This window comes from Bacillus sp. FSL R9-9834, assembly GCF_038006905.1.
GTDB classification, from domain to species: Bacteria; Bacillota; Bacilli; order Bacillales; family Bacillaceae_G; genus Bacillus_A; species Bacillus_A pacificus.
This window is the reverse complement of the sequence record NZ_JBBOWD010000001.1, coordinates 3931563-3948203: the sequence shown is the minus strand read 5'-3', so window position 1 is coordinate 3948203 and position 16641 is coordinate 3931563. Positions and strand designations below refer to the sequence as shown.

The 16641-nt window shown below is 36.9% G+C and carries 19 protein-coding genes, 1 riboswitch and 1 other annotated feature (1 of these 21 cut by a window edge); of the genes, 11 read left to right on the top strand and 8 right to left on the bottom strand.

The annotated features are described in order from the left end of the window. Nucleotides 1–31, bottom strand: a binding site (T-box leader) (it extends 190 nt beyond the left edge of the window). A 141-nt stretch (nt 32–172) separates the two neighbouring features. The 8 genes from MKY00_RS20535 to MKY00_RS20500 all read left to right on the top strand — a co-directional run bounded on the left by MKY00_RS20535 (nt 173) and on the right by MKY00_RS20500 (nt 6934). Next, on the top strand, nt 173–529 hold the full coding sequence (locus MKY00_RS20535) for a hypothetical protein (protein WP_016718438.1): 357 nt from the start codon (nt 173–175) through the stop codon (nt 527–529). 122 nt (nt 530–651) lie between these two features. Beyond that, nucleotides 652–2040, top strand: coding sequence for an adenosylmethionine--8-amino-7-oxononanoate transaminase (gene bioA / locus MKY00_RS20530; protein WP_000144318.1), 1389 nt, complete (start codon nt 652–654; stop codon nt 2038–2040). After that, nucleotides 2040–2768, top strand: a complete 729-nt coding sequence (gene bioD, locus MKY00_RS20525; protein ID WP_016718437.1) for an ATP-dependent dethiobiotin synthetase BioD — start codon at nt 2040–2042, stop codon at nt 2766–2768. Before bioA ends, bioD begins: the two co-directional genes overlap by 1 nt. Then, nucleotides 2734–3921 carry an 8-amino-7-oxononanoate synthase gene (gene bioF, locus MKY00_RS20520; RefSeq protein WP_001077311.1) on the top strand — a complete coding sequence of 396 codons (1188 nt, stop codon included), beginning with the start codon at nt 2734–2736 and terminating at the stop codon, nt 3919–3921. Before bioD ends, bioF begins: the two co-directional genes overlap by 35 nt. Further along, entirely contained in the window at nt 3918–4658 is a 741-nt protein-coding gene (locus tag MKY00_RS20515; protein WP_016718436.1) for an alpha/beta fold hydrolase, read from the top strand. The genes bioF and MKY00_RS20515 overlap by 4 nt, the downstream gene beginning before the upstream one ends. Next, nucleotides 4624–5433 (top strand): malonyl-ACP O-methyltransferase BioC, encoded by an 810-nt coding sequence (gene bioC, locus MKY00_RS20510; RefSeq protein ID WP_016718435.1) that lies wholly within the window; start codon nt 4624–4626, stop codon nt 5431–5433. The genes MKY00_RS20515 and bioC overlap by 35 nt, the downstream gene beginning before the upstream one ends. A 1-nt stretch (nt 5434) precedes the next feature. Further along, nucleotides 5435–6433: a biotin synthase gene (bioB, locus tag MKY00_RS20505; protein ID WP_000815866.1), complete on the top strand. Its 999-nt coding sequence runs from the start codon at nt 5435–5437 to the stop codon at nt 6431–6433. 180 nt (nt 6434–6613) lie between these two features. Next, nucleotides 6614–6934, top strand: coding sequence for a hypothetical protein (locus MKY00_RS20500; RefSeq protein ID WP_000549778.1), 321 nt, complete (start codon nt 6614–6616; stop codon nt 6932–6934). Nucleotides 6935–6964: 30 nt separating this feature from the next. On the opposite strand, the gene ribH is transcribed toward MKY00_RS20500, so the two are convergent. The 5 genes from ribH to MKY00_RS20475 all read right to left on the bottom strand — a co-directional run bounded on the left by ribH (nt 6965) and on the right by MKY00_RS20475 (nt 11238). Beyond that, nucleotides 6965–7426, bottom strand: coding sequence for a 6,7-dimethyl-8-ribityllumazine synthase (gene ribH / locus MKY00_RS20495; protein WP_000230889.1), 462 nt, complete (start codon nt 7424–7426; stop codon nt 6965–6967). Between the two features lie 18 nt (nt 7427–7444). Continuing rightward, the gene (gene ribBA / locus MKY00_RS20490; RefSeq protein WP_000468998.1) at nt 7445–8638 is read right to left on the bottom strand and encodes a bifunctional 3,4-dihydroxy-2-butanone 4-phosphate synthase/GTP cyclohydrolase II; all 1194 of its coding nucleotides are present in this window, start codon (nt 8636–8638) and stop codon (nt 7445–7447) included. 12 nt (nt 8639–8650) lie between these two features. Continuing rightward, nucleotides 8651–9295 (bottom strand): riboflavin synthase subunit alpha, encoded by a 645-nt coding sequence (ribE, locus tag MKY00_RS20485; RefSeq protein ID WP_016718434.1) that lies wholly within the window; start codon nt 9293–9295, stop codon nt 8651–8653. After that, nucleotides 9277–10389: a bifunctional diaminohydroxyphosphoribosylaminopyrimidine deaminase/5-amino-6-(5-phosphoribosylamino)uracil reductase RibD gene (ribD, locus tag MKY00_RS20480; RefSeq protein WP_016718433.1), complete on the bottom strand. Its 1113-nt coding sequence runs from the start codon at nt 10387–10389 to the stop codon at nt 9277–9279. Before ribD ends, ribE begins: the two co-directional genes overlap by 19 nt. 308 nt (nt 10390–10697) lie before the next feature. Next, nucleotides 10698–10841, bottom strand: a riboswitch (FMN riboswitch). 190 nt (nt 10842–11031) lie between these two features. Then, entirely contained in the window at nt 11032–11238 is a 207-nt protein-coding gene (locus MKY00_RS20475; RefSeq protein ID WP_001151582.1) for a CDGSH iron-sulfur domain-containing protein, read from the bottom strand. A 139-nt stretch (nt 11239–11377) separates the two neighbouring features. Here MKY00_RS20475 and MKY00_RS20470 point away from each other — a divergent pair, with 139 nt between their 5' ends. After that, a complete protein-coding gene (locus MKY00_RS20470; RefSeq protein ID WP_000360809.1) occupies nt 11378–11623 on the top strand; it encodes a YqkC family protein in 246 nt (81 codons plus the stop codon). 10 nt (nt 11624–11633) lie between these two features. On the opposite strand, the gene MKY00_RS20465 is transcribed toward MKY00_RS20470, so the two are convergent. Further along, complete coding sequence (locus MKY00_RS20465) at nt 11634–12557, bottom strand: alpha/beta hydrolase (protein ID WP_016718432.1); 924 nt, start codon at nt 12555–12557, stop codon at nt 11634–11636. An 81-nt stretch (nt 12558–12638) separates the two neighbouring features. Between MKY00_RS20465 and MKY00_RS20460 the strand changes: the two genes are divergently transcribed. Both MKY00_RS20460 and MKY00_RS20455 read left to right on the top strand, forming a co-directional pair. Then, nucleotides 12639–13118, top strand: coding sequence for a GNAT family N-acetyltransferase (locus MKY00_RS20460; RefSeq protein ID WP_016718431.1), 480 nt, complete (start codon nt 12639–12641; stop codon nt 13116–13118). Nucleotides 13119–13220: 102 nt separating this feature from the next. Beyond that, the gene (locus MKY00_RS20455) at nt 13221–14084 is read left to right on the top strand and encodes a LacI family DNA-binding transcriptional regulator (RefSeq protein WP_016718430.1); all 864 of its coding nucleotides are present in this window, start codon (nt 13221–13223) and stop codon (nt 14082–14084) included. Nucleotides 14085–14107: 23 nt separating this feature from the next. On the opposite strand, the gene MKY00_RS20450 is transcribed toward MKY00_RS20455, so the two are convergent. Both MKY00_RS20450 and MKY00_RS20445 read right to left on the bottom strand, forming a co-directional pair. Continuing rightward, complete coding sequence (locus MKY00_RS20450; RefSeq protein ID WP_016718429.1) at nt 14108–15427, bottom strand: Na+/H+ antiporter family protein; 1320 nt, start codon at nt 15425–15427, stop codon at nt 14108–14110. A 131-nt stretch (nt 15428–15558) separates the two neighbouring features. Beyond that, nucleotides 15559–16557, bottom strand: coding sequence for an alpha/beta fold hydrolase (locus MKY00_RS20445; RefSeq protein ID WP_000898955.1), 999 nt, complete (start codon nt 16555–16557; stop codon nt 15559–15561). Nucleotides 16558–16641 lie beyond the last annotated feature (84 nt).

Genomic DNA, 16641 nt, shown 5'->3' with positions numbered 1-16641 from the left:
AAATATTACTAAATCCTATCAATGCCGATTCATATGATGTTAGTTAAATTTTTATCATATATTCGTCTCACATGTCAATAAAAATATTCAATGATTTTTTAGGGAAATAAAGGAGAACGATTTTAATCCTGGGAAAATGTGCGTTATAATGAATTTGAAAGGGGAGGAAAGAGTGAAGAAAAAAATAATTCTTTTTACCACTTTACTAGTCATTGGCGGAAGTGCTGGCATTTACACAGCTTTTGCAGCTGAATCAGAGCAGGCGAAGCAAAAGCAAATACAGCAGTTAGAAGTGAAGAAAGCGAAAGAAGCTGAAGAGAAGAAGTCGATGGAGAAAGCAGCTACGAAACTAGGGGTTTCTACTGATGGAAAAACAAAAGAAGAAATTACGAAAGAAGTAAATAAGGCTAGATTTGAGCAGCGTCATGATTTATTAATTGAGCATGCGAAGCAACTTGGAATTGATACAGAAGGAAAAAAGGATGAAGAGATTATTTTAGAAATCGGAAAGATACAACATGGAAAGTAGAACAACTTATCGTATGATAAGTTGTTCTTTTTTAAGAACTACTTGATTTAAAAATAATTGACAGTCATTTAGTTTTAATGTTAACTATATTTATAAACTAGTTAACATTAGGGGTGACAATTGTGACTTTTAGTAAGAGTACGACTGACAAACCATCATATACATATGAAGAGTTATCGGAGAAAAATAAGGCCTATGTATGGCATCCGTTTACACAAATGAAGGATTATTTAGAAGAAGATCCTGTCATTATTGAACGGGGAGAGGGAAGAAAGCTATACGATGTAAATGGAAATGAATATTGGGACGGTGTTTCGTCTATTTGGTTAAATGTTCATGGACATCAAGTGCCAGAACTAGATGAGGCAATTCGTGAGCAATTAAATAAAATTTCCCATTCTACTATGTTAGGGCTTGCTAACGTTCCATCTATTTTATTAGCCGAAAAAATAATTGAAGTTGTACCAGAAGGTTTGAAGAAAGTGTTTTATTCAGACTCCGGTTCTAGCGCTGTTGAAATTGCAATTAAGATGGCCTTTCAATATTGGCAGCATAAAGGAAAACCGAAGAAACAAAGATTTGTTACATTAAAAGAAGCGTATCATGGTGACACAATTGGAGCTGTTTCAGTGGGAGCAATAGACTTGTTTCACCAAGTGTATAGTTCGCTTTTATTCGAAGCGATTAAAATGCCTTATCCATATACATATCGTTCTCCTTATGGAAATAATAAGGAGGAAATTGTAAAAAAGCATTTAGAAGAAATGGAAGAGCTGCTGAAAGATAAACATGAAGAGATTGCGGCGATTATTGTAGAACCTTTAATGCAAGGTGCTGGCGGTATGATTACAATGCCAAAAGGATACTTAAAAGGGCTACGTAATTTATGTACAAAATATAATGTTCTATTTATTACAGACGAGGTAGCGACTGGATTTGGGCGTACTGGAAAAATGTTTGCATGTGAACATGAAAATGTAACGCCGGATATTTTGACAGCCGGAAAAGGTTTAACAGGCGGATATTTACCAGTTGCAATTACTGTAACGACAGATGAAATTTATAATGCCTTTTTAGGAGGCTATGAAGAACAAAAAACATTTTTCCACGGACATAGTTATACAGGGAATCCATTAGGGTGTGCGGTAGCAATTGCGAATCTAGAACTATATGAAAAAACAAATTTAATAGAAGAGGTGGCACGTAAAACAGAATATGTGGCGACGCAATTAGAAGACCTCTTTGCATATAAACATGTAGGGGATATTCGTCAATGCGGGTTAATGGTTGGAATTGAACTTGTGAAGAATAAGGAAACGAAAGAAGCGTTTGAATGGACAGAGAGAGTCGGTGTTCAAGTATGTAAACGCTCAAGGGAGCTGGGTATGATTTTGCGCCCGCTCGGTAATACGATTGTATTTATGCCCCCTCTTGCTTCTACAATTGATGAGATTGATGATATGTTACGTATTTTGTATAAAGCAATCTCGGATGTTACGGAGGGAGAATAATGAGCGGTTTTTTTATAACAGCAACGGATACTGAAGTGGGGAAAACTGTTGTCGCCGGTGCATTAGCAGGTGTATTTAGAGAACTGGGATATAACATCGGGGTATATAAACCGTTGCAAAGTGGACATGTTGCATCAAATCCAGAAGGAGATGCAGCAAGGCTAAAAGCATTATCAGGTGTACCGACAAAAGAAGAGGAAATTTGCCCTTACTCTATTGAAGAGCCGCTTGCCCCGAGACTTGCCATGAAAAGAGCTGGAAGGACAGTAACGTTAAAAGACATTATTCATCACTATAATGAACGATTGAAAGATTTTAATAGTCTACTTGTAGAAGGAGCAGGTGGATTAGCTGTTCCATATACAGAGGACGCTTTAGTAATTGATTTCGCAAAAGAATTACAACTTCCACTTATTGTAGTAGCACGCCCTACATTAGGAACAGTAAATCATACAGTTTTAACGATTGCTTATGCAAAGGCATATGGTTTAACAGTAGCAGGTGTCATTTTATCTGGCTGCAAAGAATGCGAAATGGAAAGAGTGCAAGAAAATAAAGAAATGATTGAAGAGCTAAGTGGGGTACCAGTTTTAGGTTTATTACCATTCTTTGCAGGTGAGTTTACAAAAGAAGAAGTCTTGGAATCTGTTAAAGAATATATAATGATTTCAAAATTAGAGGAGCTTATCCGAAATGAATCAAACGTGGCGCACACATCTTCAATCTAAATTGCAACAATTACATGAGCGAGGGCAGTATCGTAATTTGCATGTAACAGAACAAGCAGAAGAGACATGGCTTATTCGAGATGAGAAAAGGATGCTAAATTTAGCGTCAAATAATTATTTAGGGTTAGCTGGAGATGAAAGGTTAAAAGAAGCTGCTATCGCATGTACAAGAAAATATGGAACTGGGGCGACAGCATCAAGGCTCGTGGTAGGGAACTATTCACTGTATGAAGAGGTTGAGAGAAGTATATGCGATTGGAAAGGCACTGAAAAAGCCTTAGTTGTGAATAGTGGATATACCGCAAATATTGGTGTGATCTCTTCATTAGTGAGTCGTCACGATATTGTGTTTAGTGACAAATTAAATCACGCAAGCATTGTTGATGGAATTATATTAAGTGGGGCAGAGCATAAAAGGTATCGTCATAATGATTTGGATCATTTAGAGAAGTTATTGAAAACAGCGTCACCTGAACAGCGGAAATTAATCGTAACAGATACTGTTTTTAGTATGGATGGTGATACTGCGTATGTAAGGGAGTTAGTAGAGCTGAAAGAGAAATACGGGGCAATTCTTATAGTTGATGAAGCACATGCGAGTGGAATATATGGAAGTGGCGGAGCTGGATTATCTCATATAGAAGAAGATCTTGCTCAAAAAATAGATATACATATGGGGACGTTTAGTAAGGCTTTAGGGTGTTATGGTGCGTATTTGACAGGCGATGCAATTTATATAGAGTATTTACACAATATGATGAGAAGTTTTATTTTTACTACTGCATTACCGCCAGGAACGTTAGGAGCGGTACAAAAAGCAATTGAAATTGTAAAAGAAGATAATGAAAGAAGAGAGAGACTTATAGAGAATGGAGCATATTTCAGAAACCATTTACGAGAAGCTGGTTTTGATATTGGAAATAGCTCAACTCACATTGTACCGATCGTAGTCGGTTCAAATGAAACAGCTTTACGGTTTAGTAAAAGGTTGCAACAGGTAGGGATTGCTGCAATTGCAATTCGTCCACCAACGGTTCCAGTTAATAGTTCACGGGTCCGTTTTGCAGTTACGTCCCAACATACAATAGCTGATTTGCAATGGGCTATTCACCATATTATACGCATTGGTAAAGAAGAGGGGTTTTTCGTATGAAAGAGCTAAAGATTATTTTTATTCCTGGGTGGGGAATGGAAGAAGGTGTTTGGACTTTAGTTCTGCCGTATTTTAAAGAGTATTCTGTTCAATGTATCAATTGGCGTAATGTGAAAGAACAAAGTGAATTTGCAGGTCGAGTAATAGATGTAGCAAAGGATGAAAATGTCATTTTAGTTGGATGGTCATTAGGGGCGTTAGCGGCAGTTCAAGCACATAAAAAGATTCAGACAAAAGGTATTGTACTAATTGGTGGTACTGCCAAATTTACAAATTCGAGCGACTATATGAGTGGATGGAATGCTTTGCATGTAGAGCGGCTGAAAAAGAATGTGGCGAGAAAGAAAGAAGATACGCTCAAGCGGTTTTATGAAAATATGTTTACAAAAGATGAACTGAAAGAGAATACGAGTTTTGAAGAGATTGCGCTGAATTTTAAAGGAGACTCGATTCAGTCATTACAATTAGGCTTAGATTATTTAATAGAAACAGATATGAGAAACGAATTAATAGATGTCAAAGTCCCGCTGTTACTTCTTCATGGAGAACAGGATGTGATATGTCCATTATCTGCAGCTCATAGTATGGCAGAGAATGCGAATGCTAAGTTAAAAGTAGTAAGTGAGGCTGGACATGCATTATGCGTAACGAATTTTGAATATTGCGCAAATGAAATCATTCAATTTGTAGAGGGGATACGACATGATCAACAAAACGTTACTACAAAAACGATTTAACGTGGCAGCTGTATCCTACGATCAATATGCAAATGTACAAAAAAAGATGGCGCATTCATTACTTTCTACATTGAATCGGCGATATAGTGCAAATTCATCGATACGTATTTTAGAACTTGGATGCGGGACAGGATATGTTACAGAGCAATTATCAAACTTATTTCCGAAAGCACAAATTACAGCTATTGATTTTGCCGAAAGTATGATTGCAGTTGCGAAAACTAGACAAAATGTAAACAATGTAACATTTTATTGTGAGGATATCGAAAGATTACGACTAGAAGAAACGTATGATGTCATTATTTCAAATGCCACATTTCAATGGCTAAATGATTTAAAACAAGTGATAACAAATTTATTTCGTCATTTATCTATAGAGGGGATATTACTCTTTTCAACATTTGGGCAGGAAACATTTCAAGAATTGCATGCTTCGTTCCAGCGGGCGAAAGAAGAAAAAAATATACAAAATGAAACATCGATTGGGCAACGTTTTTATTCGAAAAATCAGTTGCGCCATATATGTGAGATAGAAACAGGGGATGTACATGTTTCTGAAACGTGTTACATAGAGAGATTTACAGAAGTTAGGGAGTTTCTACATTCTATTCGTAAAGTAGGAGCGACCAATAGTAATGAAGAATCATATTGTCAAAGTCCCTCACTCTTTCGTGCGATGCTTCGCATATACGAAAGAGACTTCACGGGAAATGAAGGGATAATGGCAACGTATCATGCTTTATTTGTGCATATAAAAAAAGAGGGGAAGAGATGAAATGAAACAAGTACAAACAAAAAGGGATTGGAAAAAACTTGCATACGACGTAGTAGAAGAGAAAGTGATTACGAAAGAAGATGCAATAGCGATATTAGAGGCTGACGATACAGAGATTTTAGAAATTATGAATGCTGCGTATATCATTCGCCATCATCACTTTGGTAAGAAAGTAAAATTAAATATGATTATTAATACGAAGTCTGGATTATGCCCTGAAGATTGCGGATATTGTTCACAGTCTATTATTTCAGAAGCACCGATTGATAAATATGCATGGCTAACGCAGGAAAAGATTGTAGAAGGGGCACATGAAGCAATTCGTCGTAAAGCGGGTACATATTGTATTGTAGCATCTGGTCGTCGCCCGACAGATAAAGAGGTGAATCACGTAATTGGAGCAGTTAAGGAGATTCGTGAAACGACAGACTTGAAGATTTGTTGTTGTTTAGGGTTCTTAAACGAAGATCAAGCAGGACGTTTAGCCGAAGCGGGTGTACATCGTTATAACCACAACTTAAATACACATGCGAATAATTACGAAAGCATTTGCTCTACTCATACGTATGACGATCGTGTTGATACAGTTCAAAAAGCGAAACAAGCCGGTATTTCACCATGTTCTGGGGCGATCTTTGGAATGGGAGAGACAATAGAAGAGCGAGCTGAAATTGCATTCGAATTACAACGTATAGATGCAGATTCAATTCCATGTAATTTCCTTGTTGCTGTAAAGGGTACGCCGCTTGAAGGACAAAAGGAGTTAACACCAGTAGAATGTTTAAAAGTGCTGGCGATGATGCGCTTTGTAAACCCAACGAAAGAAATTCGTATTTCAGGAGGGCGTGAAATTAATTTACGTTCTGTACAGCCAATCGGTTTATTTGCAGCAAACTCTATTTTTGTTGGGGACTACTTAACGACAGCTGGACAAGAACCGACTGCAGACTGGGGTATGATTGAAGATTTAGGATTTGAGATTGAGGAATGTGCATTATAAGATAGAAAAAAGCAAACTTGTAAAAGAGTTTGCTTTTTTTGTAAATAAAATGTAATAAATAATTGTGAACGCTTGATACTATTGGCTTTTGAGCGAAAAAAAGAATTTTGGTGGACGAATTTTCCAAGCCCCAATTGTACATAGTAAATATGTAATTTACATTGGGTTGGAGGATTTTACATGCACAAATATATATTAGCGATTATGACTTGTCTCATTTTACTAAAAGCGATAAGTGCTGATCCAGTTAAGGCCGCCGAAAATCCTGAACAAAAAGAGATGCAACAACGAATTGAACAACATTTTCGAACGAAAGCTGAACATTTTGGATTGAAAACAGAAGGGAAAGATTTAAAGGAAGTACGAAAAGAAATTACTATTATAGAAGAAGCGAAGAAAAGAGAGAATGTATGGAGAACAGCACAAACGCTTCGTATACAAACAGAAGGAAAAACAATGGATGAATTAATAAAAGATGTACGGAAAAAAGTGAAGAAATAAAAAAGAGGCCGCAGCCTCTTTTTTATTTTTTTATGCCCATTGTTTTGATAAGTGAGCCATTTCAATTGCAGCAACGGCGGATTCATAGCCTTTATTACCAGCTTTCGTGCCTGCGCGTTCAATCGCTTGCTCAATTGTTTCAGTCGTTAATACACCGAAAATAACTGGGATGTCTGTTTGTAGTGATAAAGATGCAACACCTTTTGCTACTTCATTACAAACGTAATCGTAATGTGTTGTAGCACCACGAATGACAGTGCCTAACGTAATAACAGCATCATATTTCCCGCTATTCGCCATCTTTTTAGCGATTAAAGGAATTTCAAATGCACCAGGAACCCAAGCAACATCGATATCAGCTTCTTCTACACCGTGACGCTTTAATCCGTCTAAAGCACCACCAAGTAATTTACTTGTAATAAATTCATTAAAACGTCCAACAACAACTCCAACTTTTAATCCTGTACCAACTAAATGACCTTCGAATACCATAATAAATCTCTCCCTTAATTATAAGTTTAGTAAATGTCCTAATTTGTTTACTTTCGTTTGTAAATACGTTTTATTCTCTTCTTTTGCTGGCATTTGTAACGGTACACGCTCGATTACTTCTAAATCGTAACCTTGTAAGCCAGCAATTTTTCGAGGATTATTCGTTAATAACCGTAAATGTTGTAAACCTAAATCTTTTAATATTTGAGCGCCAATACCGTAATCACGCAGATCAGCAGGGAAGCCAAGCTTTTCGTTTGCTTCTACAGTATCGAAGCCTTCTTCTTGTAACTTATAAGCGCGAAGCTTATTAAGAAGTCCAATGCCTCGTCCTTCTTGTCTCATATAAAGAAGAACGCCCTTTCCTTCACGCTCAATTTGAGCAAGTGCAGCATGGAGTTGTGGTCCGCAATCGCAGCGGCACGAGCCAAATACATCTCCTGTTAAGCACTCTGAATGAACGCGTACAAGTACAGGCTCTCCTGTTGAAATATCACCTTTTACGAGTGCAATATGTTCTTTCGTATCTAATGAATTAGAATAGCCAATTGCATGGAAAGTACCGAAATCTGTAGGTAATGTAATTTCCACTTCTCGCGTCACTAATGTTTCATGGTGGCGACGATAAGCAATTAAATCTTCTATTGTAATCATTTTTATATCAAATTGTTTTGCGCACTGTAGTAAATCAGGTACGCGTGCCATCGTACCGTCCTCATTAATAATTTCGCAAATGACGCCAGCTGGTTCTGCTCCGCAAAGCTGTGCTAAATCGACAGCAGCTTCTGTGTGACCAGCACGGCGCAGGACGCCACCTTCTTTCGCAATTAATGGAAAGATATGTCCAGGACGATTGAAATCAGCACCTTTTGATGCAGGATTTAACATTTCTCGTATCGTAGTTGCACGTTCGTGGGCACTAATCCCAGTTGTTGTAGAAACATGATCAATGCTCACTGTAAATGCAGTATGATGCGAATCTGTATTATGAGCTACCATTGGTTCTAATTGTAGACGTTCTGCGTATCCTTCTGTAATTGGTACACAAACGAGGCCGCGCCCATGTGTAATCATAAAGTTAATTGTTTCTGGCGTAATATACTCTGCTAAAGCGATAAAGTCGCCTTCATTTTCGCGGTTTTCATCATCACATACGATCACGACTTTTCCTTGTTTTAAATCTTCTAGAGCTTCTTCAATACGATGAAACATCATGCTTCCCCCTTATAGAAATCCGTTTTCTTGTAAAAAGCTTTCGGTCATTGAACCTGTTCGTTTTACTGGTTTAGAAATAAAGCGTTCGATATATTTACCAATCATGTCACACTCAATATTTACGATGTCACCGGCATTCTTCTCTCCGATAACAGATTCACTTACTGTGTGCGGGATGAGTGAAATGGTAATGGAAGATTCGTCTATATCAAATATTGTTAAACTCGTTCCATCAACAGCAATGGACCCTTTATGCAAACAATAGCGCAGCAATTCATCAGAAATAGCTATTTTGTAATAGACGGCATTATAGTGTTGTTTTTTGTTTAATAGCGTTCCGATGCCATCGATATGTCCTGAAACGAAATGTCCACCGAATCGTCCGTTTGCAGCCATTGCACGCTCTAAATTTACTTTGCATTGCGGTTTAAGCATGCGAAGTGATGTTGATTGCATCGTTTCAGGCATTGCGTCTACTGTGAATGAAGTTGTTGTGAAACTCGTTACAGTCAAGCAAATACCGTTCACCGCGATGCTATCACCTAAGTGAACATCTGATAAAATTTTATTGGCATGAATCGTTAACTTCATCGCTTCGCCACTTTGTTGCATGTTTGCAATCGTTCCTAATTCTTCTACAATTCCTGTAAACATTCCGTCACCTCACTTCGGGCATGCGCAACAATTTTTATATCATCGCCAATTTGTTTTATCTCTTGAATTTCCAAGGAAAGTGCATCTTGTAATGTTGAAAAACCATTGCCGCCAAATAAAGTAGGGGCATTTTTTCCACCAATTAATTTTGGGCTTATATAAGTTACAATTTCATTAAAATACTTTGTTTGTAAGAAACTTGCATGAACTGTTTGACCACCTTCGACGAAAAGAGAAAGAATTTGTTTTTCGCCGAGTAGGTGTAAAATATCCTGTATTTCAATCTGTTTCGTTTTCATTTGGAATATAGCTATATTTTCAGATTCATAAGAAGCTATTTTCTTTTTATCTACACCATTACCGACCAAAATCCATGTCGGTGCTAAACCATCTGTTATGACATGAGAAGATGGTGGCGTTCGTAAATGGGTATCTAAAATAACGCGTATAGGATTTTGCCCTCCGTTAGGAACTCTTGTTGTTAAATGCGGATTATCAGCTATAACTGTATTCACTCCAACGAGAATCGCATCATGTGTATGGCGGTATTGATGAACATCAGCTCGTGATTCTTCACCTGTAATCCACTTACTTTCACCGGTTACGGTTGCTGTTTTTCCATCTAGGCTCATTGCTGTTTTTATTGTTACAAATGGACGTTTCGTTTTCATGTAGTGAAAAAAGTAGCGATTTAATAAAATTGCTTCTGCTTCAAGAACACCAGTCGTTACTTCGATGCCAGCTTCTTCTAATTTCCTTTTTCCATTGCCAGAAACGAGCGGATTACAATCAAGAGTAGCAATTACAACCCGTTTGACTCCTTTTTTGATGAGCAATTCACAGCAGGGTGGTGTTTTTCCAAAATGGCTACACGGTTCAAGTGTTACATAAACGGTAGCTCCTTTTGCTTTTTCACCAGCCATATGAAGAGCATAGACTTCTGCGTGTTCTTCACCAGCACGTAAATGAGCTCCCATACCGACGATGTTTCCATCTTTTACAACAACAGCACCAACCATAGGATTTGGACTTGTTTGTCCGGATGTTCCTTCTGCTAACTGCAGGGCAATCCTCATATATTCTTGATCTGTCATTCTCTTCACCTCTCCTGAAAAAATCAAAAAACCCCAAGGATTTTATATCCTTGGGGTTTGGGAGACGTGATTTCTAGAAATATAGTTCGAATACGAAAGTATAGGAAAGAAACCTAACGATGATTGATATTTTGGCATAAGGAAAAAACCTAGCAAAATATCGAATTTTTCAAACGCTAGTCGTATCTTTTTATTCCAGTATAGAAACATAAGTATACAAAATAAAACATATATAAAGATTCAAAATGAAACTTAAAAATATGCATACTGAAATAAAAGTGTATTCGCTATATAAAATTACTAGAAAACATATCCTTCTCCCATCCAGACTATACTGTCGGCCCTAGAGTTTCACTAGATCCACCGTTTTCGAGTTGAAAACGGGTCACGGACTTAGAAGTTTGCACTTCATCACCGCCGGTTGGGAATTTCACCCGACCCCGAAGGATGTTGTTTGCTCAAATTATAGCACAAAAAAGAAAAAAGGCTAGTAAAAAATGTTCGAATGTGAAGAATTGTGTGAAAATATATGTATGCTGTCAGGAAGACAGAAGTATTAGAAATGTTGTAAGGAGAAGGGATGTAATGGAGTTGATCAAAAGAAAAAACATGCACAAAAAAATGTGCATGTCACATGTGAAATTATTCTGCCTCTGGTGCTCTAACAACAGATTCAAATTTTCCTTTATGCGAAGCATCGCAATAAGGCATATTTTTTGATAAACCACAACGGCATAAAGAAAATGCCGGTTTTGCTGGGAATACATTCCCTTGTGAATCAACTAATTCCACGTCCCCTGTAACGCGAAAAGAGCCATTATCATTTACTTTAATTTGTACTTTAGCCAACGCTATCCCTCCTTCCCAAACGCTTAATTTCATCATATAATCAAGAGAAGTACTTGACAATATGAAAAGAGCACTTTCTTTGGAAGAGAAGAGAGTGTTATAATGTTTTTTATAACTGACTAGAGTAAGGTGACGAAAGATGGATAAACAATTACGTACATTACGAAATATTGCAAATGAGCGCACGTGGGCATCATTTTTGAATGATAATCATCCATATAGTTTGTTGCATTGGTCCATTGCTGGTGTAGGACAAGAGTCAAAGGATGTTTGGTTACTGCAAGATGAGGTAACATTTCAAACGACAGAATTTCCAACGTTAGATGATGCAATAAAGTGGATTTCTGAAAATATGGAACAAGTTACAGACGTTTTAGCGCAATAAAAAAACAGGCTTATGCAAGCCTGTTTTTTGTTTCTTTTACATATGAGTTTAAAAATTGATCAATGGCTGCTTCATACTCTTCTTTATTTTCGTTATAAGAGCAAGCGTGTGCGCCGTTTTCTGCAATATAAAGTTGTTTATTGTTTTCTTTTGCTTCATAGAGTGCTTTCGTCATATCAGCTAAAATATAATCATCATCTTTACTATGAATAAAGAGAACGGGATTGTTAATGTTTTTTATACAATCGATTGGTGAAACTTCACGAATCGTATAACCGTCACGCACTTTTAAGAAAGCATTTGCTAAAGGTAATAAAGGCCATTTCGGTAAATGGAATTCAACCTTTAAACGGTGCTGTAATTGTCCGTAGAAATCAGAGAAAGGACAATCTGCAATATAGAAGTCAGCACCATCTTCTACAAGTCCTGCGTACTGAAGAAGTGTTGCAGCGCCCATCGATTCACCATGAATACCGAGTGTTATATTTGTTCCAAAACGACCTTTTAGCCAGTCAACTACAGATTTTAAATCATGCTTTTCATAGTATCCATAGCTTGTTGTTTTTCCGCCAGTTTTACCATGACGACGATGATCATAAATAACGACATTATATCCTCTGTTTAAAAATAACCTTGCATATTTTACAGAGTTCATTTTATTTACAGTTACGCCGTGACAGAAAATCATAAACTTATTGGAATGACCAGCAGGAATGTAATATCCGTGAAGATCATATCCGAATTGCGAAGGAATATGAATTTCTTCTTTATGAAGAGCATCAAAATCCTCTATACGAAAATGTTTTTTCGTTTCTCTTTCGAGTATTTCTTCCTCTGTTTTTTTCTTTAAGTACATCACCTTATTTGTAAAGAAAATCCCAAGGGCAGTTATCGCACCTAGTATAGTAAACAATGCTGCAAAAAAACGTTTCATACTTTACCTCATCCTCCAAATACCGTTACATGTGATACACTTATATTGTATCACAAGGATAGAAAAGGGGAGAAATAGGAAATGGTGCATATACAAAAAATTACGCCAGCGATGAAAGAAACAATCCGAATGTTCATGTGTGAGAACTGGGGGAGTTCATTGATGGTTTCACGTGGTAAGGAACATCAGTTAGAAGAGTTGCCAGGATTTGTTGCGCTCTCAGAAGACAGAATAATCGGAATTATAACGTATGAATTGATTGGAAATATGTGCGAAATTGTATCGTTAGATAGCTTTGAAGAAAGAAAAGGAATAGGGACAAAACTTGTGGATTGTGTATTACGAGTTGCAGAAGAAGAACAGTGCAGGCAGGTTTGGCTTATAACAACAAATGATAATATGAATGCGTTACGTTTTTACCAAAAACGTAATTTTTTGATGACGAATTTATATGTAAATGCGGTGGAAGAGGCACGAAAAATAAAGAAAGAAATTCCGCGTATTGGGTATGATAATATCCCGATTTTACATGAAATTCAATTAGAATATAGTTTAGTGTAATGATGTAACAATTTTCAGAAATATAAGTTATTAACCTTGACGAATATTGTAATTTAGGTTACCGTAAAATTGTAATCTATTACCATATTAAGGGGTGACGATGTGGCAACTATACGTGATGTTGCAAAATTGGCAGGTGTTTCAGTCGCAACCGTTTCACGAGTTATAAATGAAAAAGGATACGTTCATGAGGACACAGTAAAACAAGTAAAGGAAGCAATTGAGGAATTACGTTATAGGCCAAATAGTGCAGCAAAGCCACTATTTAAAGAGAATACAACGATAATTGCATTACTTGTAGATAATCTATATGACCCATCAAACATCACTTTGCTACATTGGATTGAGGAAATAGCGTATAAAGAAGGATATCAAATTATTGTTTGTAATATAGAGAATAAAGATAGATACATACATATGTTGAAGGAAAATAACGTTGCAGGTGTTATTTTGACAAGATCCGTTTTTAAAAGTATAGGAGAAATCCCACTTCCGTTTGTTGTGATTGATGAAAAAAAATCCCATGCAAATTATTATGAAAGTGGCCAAAGAGCGGTCTCTTTATTAAAAGAAAAAGGTTGTCACTTTCTTGCTTATTTCGGTGAGGGCGAAGATAGTGAAGAAATGGAAGAGTACATATCAGGATTTTTAGACGCTGTTTGGGAGGAAGGAATCTCTTATCGAGAAGAATGTGTACAAGGGTATACGAATAAACAGTTTGTTACGTTATTGCAAAACAATCCGTATATCGATGGAATTGTAACTTCAAGTGATAAGATTACCTTTGAGTTAATTCGAGCTGCAAAAAAATTAAATATCCGTATACCGGATAAATTGAAAATTATTGGACTGAACGGGAGTATAGACAGTGAATGGGCAGGTCCGTCATTTATGCAAATGGAAAGTTGTAGCGAAGAAAATGGGAAAATAGCGTTGCAACAATTAAAGAGAAAAATAAAAAAGTAAAAGGTGCGTATAAAACGCACCTTTTATAATGTAATTGCGGCAATAAATCCGAATATAAGTAACGGTATATTATAATGCAGAAAAGTTGGTACACATGTATCCCATATATGATGGTGTTGACCATCAGCGTTTAAACCAGATGTTGGTCCAAGTGTACTATCTGATGCTGGAGATCCTGCATCTCCTAGCGCTCCGGCTGTACCGATAATGGCAATGGTGGCCATTGGACTAAATCCAAGCTGCATGCAAAGGGGTACAAAAATTGTTGTTAAAATAGGGATGGTTGAAAAGGATGAACCAATTCCCATCGTAACGAGAAGTCCAATTACAAGCATAAGAAATGCAGCGAGTGGTTTGTTGTTTCCAATTATATGTGCACTCGTTTGCACAAGAGATTCAACATGTCCTGTTTTTCGAAGCACAGCTCCGAATCCAGCGGCCGCAATCATAACAAAACCAATAAAGGACATCATGCGCATTCCGCTTGTTAATATCGCATCTGCTTCTTTAAGAGGTAGACTACCACTTACTGATAAGACGATAATCCCAGCTAAAGCACCGAAAATCATTGATTCTGTTGCTAATTGAACAGTTAATGTGGCTATGATAGATAATAATCCGAAAGTAATGCTACGTTTTGTATAGGGAACGATTTCATTTGTGGTAGTATGAATTTGTTCTGTTTCATACGTACGAGGTTTTCGGTACGTAATGAACACCGCTACACATAATCCGATAATCATACCGATTGCTGGAATCGTCATTGCTTTTGGAATAAGCGCGACATCAAATGTAAGACCGCTTTGCGCAGCATTTGTTTGCAATACGTCATGATAAATTTTTCCGAACCCTGCTGGAATCCACATATAAGGAGTAATCAATCCGAATGTAATAATACATGTAACAAGTCTGCGATCCACTTTCAGCTCATTTAATACTTTTAAAAGTGCTGGAATTAAGATGGGGATGAAAGCGATATGAACAGGAATCACATTTTGTGAGAAACAAGCCATCGTTAAAATGATGAATAGAATAAGTATTTTAGAATAAACTTGTTTTTTCGTGTCTTGTTCATTGCCAATCCATTTTAATGCCGTTTGAATCATGGCATCTGGAAGTCCTGTTTTGGAAAGAGAAATAGCGAAACCGCCAAGCATTGCATAACTTAAAGCGATTGGAGCACTGTTTCCAAGACCAGTTGTAAAAGTGTTAATCGTTTCTGAAATACCGAGTCCGCCGATAATTCCGCCTGTTAAAGCTCCAACAATGATGGCGACAATGACCTGGACACGTAATAAACTAAGCAATAGCATAACTGCTACTGCAACGAGTACAGCATTCATAATAAATGTAATCTCCCCAAAATTTTATTGTGTTAAGGTAAGTAAATATGAAGCACCTTGCTATATTTATACATAGTTGCGACATATTATTATAAATTGTTTTTTATGAAATGTAAAAGAGCCTTTTGTTACTAATGGTGAAAAGCTAGCTCTTGTTTAATGGATTGTAAAGAACGAGCGAATAATTCTGGCTCTTCTAAATCGGGAGAATGTGCTGAATTTGGGAACCAAATCATCTTTTTTATCGGTGCTTCTATTACATCACAATATTCCTGAACGAGTGCATAAGGAGTTTGATAATCATAGCGACCAGAACAAAAATAAACTGGAATAGATAAACTCGTAATAGAAGAAAAGAAATCGATTGTCAACATTTCTTCCCATAAAACGCCAGATTTTAAATTCCCTGCGAGAAACTTGAACCAATCTAATAGCGTATATTCAGGGGAAAAGAAGCCTTTTCGTATGAACGAAAAGGAAGATCCGTTTTGGATTGCTCCTCCGAATGTGCCAAGCCATTTTCTTTGAATAATAAGGCGTCTCGTATCTAAAAATGGCGGTTTTCCTAATTTTAAAAGGGACGCTAATGCTTTTTTATGATTATGTTTTTTTGCAGAACGAATTAAATGCTGATATAGTAATTCTTCGTTTTGTTTCATATGTACAATTTGCCCAATACCGATATAAGCCTCGATATATTGTGGATAATGGTGTGCTATGTTAAGCCCGATAATACTTCCCCAAGAATGACCAGCGAGAAATAGTTTCTGTTTATTGAACTTTTTAAGTACATATTGAATCACTTCTTTTGCATCGGAAATGAATTGTTCGATTGTAAAATTTGCTCCGAAATCTTTCATTGAAAAGGATTTACCTGCCCCGCGCTGATCCCAATTAATTACGATGAAGTGTTTCTCCAATTCTTTTTGAAAATGACGAATAAATCCGATTTGTGCCATGCCTGGTCCACCGTGACAGCATAATAAAATAGGCTGCTCTACGTTTTGCCCGCGCATAAGGAGAGTTTGTTTTCGGTTGTTAATCATAACGCTTTCCATCGTAGCGATACTATTAGGCATGAGTTTTTTATTTTTATTATAGAACTGCGGGGTATTGCTACGAAAAAGCATATTGAAAACCTCCTTTTCTAAAATCGTATGAATCGCACAGGCTATTCGTTTTGCATATACTGTTAGAAAATCATTGTAACATAC